The sequence below is a fragment of the Streptomyces sp. NPDC054840 genome, from assembly GCF_053611065.1.
Genome location: NZ_JBSGZP010000479.1, coordinates 1 through 5,750, shown reverse-complemented (window position 1 = coordinate 5,750; position 5,750 = coordinate 1). Strand labels below are relative to the sequence as shown.

The window sequence follows — 5,750 nt, the reverse complement described above, 5'->3', positions numbered from 1 at the left end:
CTTCCGGCTCCTCGCGGCCCGGCTGCTCGCGGCCGAGGGCCATGTGCGGGCGGCCCGCCGGGTCTTCGAGGACGGCTTCGAACTCCCCGACCTGCGGGAGGGGGAGGAGACCCTCGCCGAGGTTGCTACGACTTCCGGATGCGGCCGCCTACTTCTTGATCTTGTCGATGCAGCGCACGAACCGCTTGCCCGACCGGTGCCGGGAGCCGCTGGTCCGCCCCTCGTGGCCGACGTCCGACACGCCCTCGCATGTGGCGGTGTCCAGCCTGACCTGAAACCGTATGCCGTATGCCGTATGCCGTACGGTTTCAGGTCAGGCCGGCTCAGGCGCGTCCCTACCGCCTCAGACCCGGCACAGGATCTCGGCGTTCAGGACCGAGAACCACGCGTCGGGGTCCGCGCCCCAGGCGTGCCAGGCCTCGGCGACGGCCGTCAGGTCCGCGGCCGTCGTGTGGCCGCCGCGGGTGGCGACGGCCGCGTAGGCGGAGGCCTGCGTGCGGTCCGCCCACAGGGCCGACCACCAAGCGGTCTCCTCCGGGGTGGCGAAGCACCAGGCGGTCGCCGAGGAGGTCACGTCGGTGAAACCGGCCTGCCGGGCCCAGGCCCGCAGGTGGCGGCCCGCGTCCGGTTCGCCGCCGTTGGCCCGGGCCACCCGCCGGTACAGGTCCAGCCAGTCGTCCAGGCCCGGCGCGGCCGGGTGCCAGGTCATGGCCGCGTAGTCGGCGTCGCGCGCGGCCACGATCCCGCCCGGCCGGCACACCCGCCGCATCTCGCGCAGCGCCTGTACCGGGTCGCCGACGTGCTGCAGCACCTGGTGGGCGTGGACCACGTCGAAGAAGTCGTCCGGGAAGTCCAGCGCGTGCACGTCCGCGGGAGCGAAGGACACGGCGTCGCCCAGGCCGCGTTCCCCGGCGTACGCGCGGGCCTGTTCCAGGACGTCCTCGGCGGCGTCGACGGCTGTGACATGGCCGCCCGGCGCCACCAGTTCCGCCAGGTCCGCGGTGATGGTGCCCGGGCCGCAGCCGACGTCCAGGACCCGCATCCCCGGGCGCAGCTCGCCGACCAGGTACGCGGCGGAGTTCTCGGCGGTACGCCAGCAGTGGGAGCGCAGCACCGACTCGTGGTGGCCGTGCGTGTAGACGGCGGTTTCCTTGGCGGCTTCCCCGGTGGCGGTTCCCCTGGCGGCGTTCACGACCGGCCCCCTCCTCGTTCGTCTTCCTCGTCGAAGCGTTGGTCCCACCGTAGACGACCGGTTCGCCATATGAGATAGCCGCTTTGACATGTGGACAGAAGTGGCGTGTGCCATGAGGATCGGGTGCGGCGGTGGCAGGTCGATGGTGGTGCGAGGAGAGTGGCTGCAGGGGCATACATCCCCATGGCGAAGGGCGGTGAGGGTCATGACGGACGCGCTGCTCGAACGGCACGCGGAGGCGCTGAGGCTCTTCGGTGAGCTGGTGCGTGACGTCCGCGGCGACCAGTGGGGAGAGCCGACCCCGTGCACGGAATGGAACGTGCGGGAGCTGGTCAACCACGTCACCGCGGAGCAGCTCTGGATCCCGCCGCTGGTCGCCGAGGGGCGGACCGTCGAGGAGCTGGAGGGCAGGTTCTCCGGGGACGTGCTGGGCGACGACCCGGTCGCGGCCTGGGACCGGGCCTCGGCCGCCGCGCACGCCGCCTTCGCCGTGCCCGGTGCGATGGACCGGACCGTGGTGCTGTCGTACGGTCCCGCGCTCGGATCGGCGTACTGCTCGGAGCTGACCGCCGACTGCGTCGTGCACTCCTGGGACCTCGCCCGCGGCATCGGCGCCGTGGACCGGCTGCCCGACAGCCTCGTCGAGTTCTCGATCAAGGAGATCATGCCGTACGCCGACGCGCTCGCGGCCAGTGGCGCGTACGCCGAGCCGGTGGAGGTCCCGGCGGGCGCGGACGCGCAGACCAGGCTCCTCGCGATGGTGGGGCGCACGGGCTGACGCCCCGGGGTCCACGCGCAGGGGTCGACGTGCGTGGGCTGGTGCGCAAGGGCCGGTGGAAGGCCTCAAGGGTCACGCGCAGGGGCCGGCGTGCGGGGCGGGACATCGCGCACAACAGGCGTAAGACCGCAAATAATCGTATAAAGGTCAGGTCTGGCGGGGCGTCGCTGGGCTCGGCGGGCGTGGCAGGGCGAGCGCGGAAGGCGGGAAGCGGTGGCGGGGATGCAGCGCACGGCGGCGGAAGGCCACGGCCCGGTCCGGTACGGCCCACCCGCCCCCCAGCCAGGCCTTCCCGTGCTCCCCGAGCTGGTCTCCGTCCTCGCGGCGGCCGCGGGACGCGCCGCCCCCGAGCCACCGGGCGGCGGGGGCGCCGTGCGGGAGGCGGCGTGCAGGCACTGGGGGAGACGCGGACTCCCCACTTCTCCCGAGAACGTGGCCGCGGGACCCGGAGCCCCCGCGCTGCTCCTGGCCCTGCTCGGGGCGTACGGGGGAGACGTGATGCTGCCCCGGCCCTGTCCCGCCTGGTGGACCCCGCAGGTCCGGTTGCTGGGACGGCGGGCCTATCACGTGCCGACCCCGGCCGAGTGCGGTGGCGTACCCGACCCCTACGCCCTGCTGGAGACGGTACGGCGGGTGCGCGCCGAGGGCGGTGACCCGCGCGTGCTGCTGCTGTCGGTCGCCGACGACCCCACCGCCACCGTGCCGCCGCCCGAGATGGTGCGCGAGGCCTGCGAGGCCGCCGAATCCGCCGGACTGTTCGTCGTCAGCGACGAGAGCTGGCGCGACACCGTCCACCGGCCTCGCGACACCCTGGTCCTGAGCCCGGCCGAGATGCTCCCCGAACAGGCGGCCGTCCTCGTCGACCTGTCCGGGGCGATGCTGCCGGCCGGCTGGCCCGTCGCCGTCGCCCGCTTCCCCGACACCCCGCGCGGGACCTGGCTGCGTGCTCGTACCCTCGACGTCCTCACCGCCACCGGAGCGATGGTCGCCGGCCCCGTCGCGGGGGCCGCCGCGCACGTCCTCGACGAACCCGACGCCGTCGCAGGGCGCGCGTACGCCGCCGCCGCCCTGCACGGGGTGGTGGCCGCCGCCGCTCACAGGCGGCTGCTCACGGCCGGGGCCCTCGCCCGGCCCCCGCAGGCCGGCCGGCACCTGTACGCCGACCTCACCCCGCTGCGCGCCGGACTCGCCCGGCACGGAGTGGGCGACGCCATGGAACTGGAGGACTGGCTCGGCGGCCGGCTCGGCGCACCCACGCCCGGCGGGCAGCGGTTCGCCGACGAACTGGGTGCGCTGCGCGTGCGGTTGTCCACCGGGCCGCTGCTGGGCGCCACCCCGCAGGAGCGGCTGGCGGCGCTCACCGCCCGTGATCCGCTCGCGCTCCCGCACGTACGCGACTCCCTGGAACTCCTCGGGTCAGTCCTGGCCGGGCTGGCCTGACCACCCGACCCCGGTGAACGGAGACTCCGCGATGAGGGACCGGACGGACGCCGCCGCCCCCGCGCCTGCCGCCGGCCCTGCCCCTGCCCCGGCTCCCGCGCCTGCCGCCGGCCCGGCCCCTGCCCCCGTACCCGCGCCTGCTCCCGGCCCCGCTTCCGCCCCCGGCGCTGCCCCCGCTCCCGGCCCCGGCCCTGCTCCTGCCCCGGCTCCCGCCTCCGCCCCGAGAACGGGTCCGGGTCCGGGGTCGGGTCCGGGTCCGGTGCGTGAGCCCTCGGCAGCTCAGTGGTGCCAGGCGCGGCCGCCCGCGTTGTGGACGAACCGCTGGAGCACCTTCAGGGTGATCAGGTACTCCTCGTCGGAGATCCCCGCGTGCCGCTCGGCCCGCAGGTCCTCCTGCAGGGCCGCGGCCTTGTCGAAGAACTCCCGCCCCTCGGGGGTCAACTCCAGGCGCCCTTCGGTGTTCTGGGTCATCCAGCCCCGGACGATGACGGTGTCCATCTCCTCGGACAGTGTCTCCTCGCCCACCGCGAGGTAGCCCCGCAGGGTCTCGGTCAGCTCCTCCCGGGTCCTGTTCTCGTCCCCCGCCAGGGCGACCCGGGCCAGGATCCACCACTGCGGCTGAGTGGTACCGAGCTCGGCGAGCGCGCCTCGGGTGCGGTTCACGACCGCGTCGTAGGCGGCCCAGCTCCAGTAGCCGATGGGCTGGCGGATCAGTTCGGCGTCGCCGTGCGAGTACTCCATTGCGGATCAACTCCCCGTTGATGATGCGGTGTGGTGCGCTGAGCAAGACCCTATGAACTCGACCGCGGTTGAGGTCCAGCCCCGGCGGAACCCGTCCCGATACCGCCCCTCCGCAAGGGTGGAGCGGGGGCGCGGCGAGGGGCCGCGGGGGTGTGGGGGGCGGCCTTCCCTGATAAAATTTTGTGGTTCCAGCCGCGTCGGGGGCCGAGCGCAACGGTCGTGATACGCGCATGAAGACCTCCCGAGCGATCCACCGCCCCCCGGCCCTGTTGGCGCCCTGCGTGGCCCTCCTGCTCGCGGGCGGCACCCTCGCCCCCGGATCGACCGCCCTGCCCCTCGCGGACCCGTCACCCACACCGGTGAGCGTCCCCTCGGCCACGGCCGGTGCACCCGCCCCCACCCCCGCCCCCGACACCTCGGCGCTGAAGCACATCGATCCGGCCGCCTTCCAGGCCTCCGTGGAACGCGTGGCGAAGAAGCTCATGGTGCCGGGCGCGATGGTGCTGCTCCGCACCCCGCAGGGCACCTACCGGGCCGTCGTCGGCACCGTCGAGAGGGGCAAGGCCGAACCGCCGGACGCCCGGGACCACTTCCGTATCGCCTCCAACACCAAGACGATGACCGCAGCGGTGATCATGCTCCTCGCCCAGGACGGCAAGCTGCGGCTGAGCGATCCGGTGTCGAAGTACGTCGCGGACGTGCCGAACGGCGCGAACATCACCGTCGCCGAACTGCTCAAGATGCGCAGCGGGCTCTACAACTACACCGACGCACCGGAACTCGCCGCCGCCCTGGACGCCGACCCGGGCAAGGCCTACACCCCGCGGGACGTCCTGGACATGGCCTTCCGGCGGCCCCCGAACTTCGCGCCGGACACGGACTACGAGTACTCCAACACCAACTTCGCCCTGCTGGGCCTCGTCGCCGAGAAGGCCGCCGGCCGTCCCCTCGCCCAGCAGTTCCGGGAGCGCCTGTTCACCCCGCTCGGGCTCGCCGGGACGTCACTGCCGGGCATCCACGACCGGTCCCTCGCCGAGCCCTACGCGCACGGCTACATGTACGGCAGCACGGCCTACGCCCTGGTCGACGAGCCCTACCCCGCCTCCCTGCGCGAGGCGGCGGAGGCGGGCAGCCTCGCACCCGTCGACCGCACCCACCAGAACCCCTCCTACGCCACCGCCGCCGGCGGAGCCATCTCCACCGCGCAGGACCTGGCCACCTGGATCAAGTCGCTGGTGACGGGCAAGGTCCTGGCCCCCGCGACCCAGCGGCAGTGGCTGGACAGCCCGCAGGCCGAAGACCCGGCGGCGCCCGACGGCCAGAAGTACGGCTACGGCATCACGCACCAGAAGTTCGGCCCGAACGCGGCGATGTACTACCACGGCGGGGAACTCCCCGGCTTCAACTCCTTCATCGGCCACGACCCGGACAACGACGTCACCCTTGTCGTCTGGACGAACCTGACCCTGTCGCCCGACGGCCGGACCACGGCCCAGGCCATGCTGCCCACCCTCCTCAACCAGATCTACACCGGCCTCGACTTCCCCACGGTCTGACACCACGACACCTCTACGCCGGGCACCGGGGCATCGGAGCGGC

5 protein-coding genes are annotated in these 5,750 nt (G+C 73.6%); 3 read left to right on the top strand and 2 right to left on the bottom strand.

Annotated elements, in window-relative coordinates; genetic code table 11:
- Window positions 1-343: 343 nt before the first annotated feature.
- The gene (locus ACWGIU_RS27360) at window positions 344-1,192 is read right to left on the bottom strand and encodes a methyltransferase domain-containing protein (RefSeq protein ID WP_453710097.1); all 849 of its coding nucleotides are present in this window, start codon (window positions 1,190-1,192) and stop codon (window positions 344-346) included.
- Between the two features lie 205 nt (window positions 1,193-1,397).
- Between ACWGIU_RS27360 and ACWGIU_RS27355 the strand changes: the two genes are divergently transcribed.
- Together ACWGIU_RS27355 and ACWGIU_RS27350 are read left to right on the top strand one after the other, a co-directional pair.
- Entirely contained in the window at window positions 1,398-1,970 is a 573-nt protein-coding gene (locus ACWGIU_RS27355; RefSeq protein WP_453710095.1) for a TIGR03086 family metal-binding protein, read from the top strand.
- 222 nt (window positions 1,971-2,192) lie between these two features.
- Complete coding sequence (locus ACWGIU_RS27350; protein WP_453710093.1) at window positions 2,193-3,410, top strand: aminotransferase class I/II-fold pyridoxal phosphate-dependent enzyme; 1,218 nt, start codon at window positions 2,193-2,195, stop codon at window positions 3,408-3,410.
- Between the two features lie 279 nt (window positions 3,411-3,689).
- Here ACWGIU_RS27350 and ACWGIU_RS27345 read toward each other — a convergent pair whose 3' ends face one another.
- The gene (locus tag ACWGIU_RS27345) at window positions 3,690-4,151 is read right to left on the bottom strand and encodes a MarR family transcriptional regulator (protein ID WP_453710091.1); all 462 of its coding nucleotides are present in this window, start codon (window positions 4,149-4,151) and stop codon (window positions 3,690-3,692) included.
- Between the two features lie 230 nt (window positions 4,152-4,381).
- Here ACWGIU_RS27345 and ACWGIU_RS27340 point away from each other — a divergent pair, with 230 nt between their 5' ends.
- A complete protein-coding gene (locus tag ACWGIU_RS27340) occupies window positions 4,382-5,707 on the top strand; it encodes a serine hydrolase domain-containing protein (protein ID WP_453710089.1) in 1,326 nt (441 codons plus the stop codon).
- Window positions 5,708-5,750 lie beyond the last annotated feature (43 nt).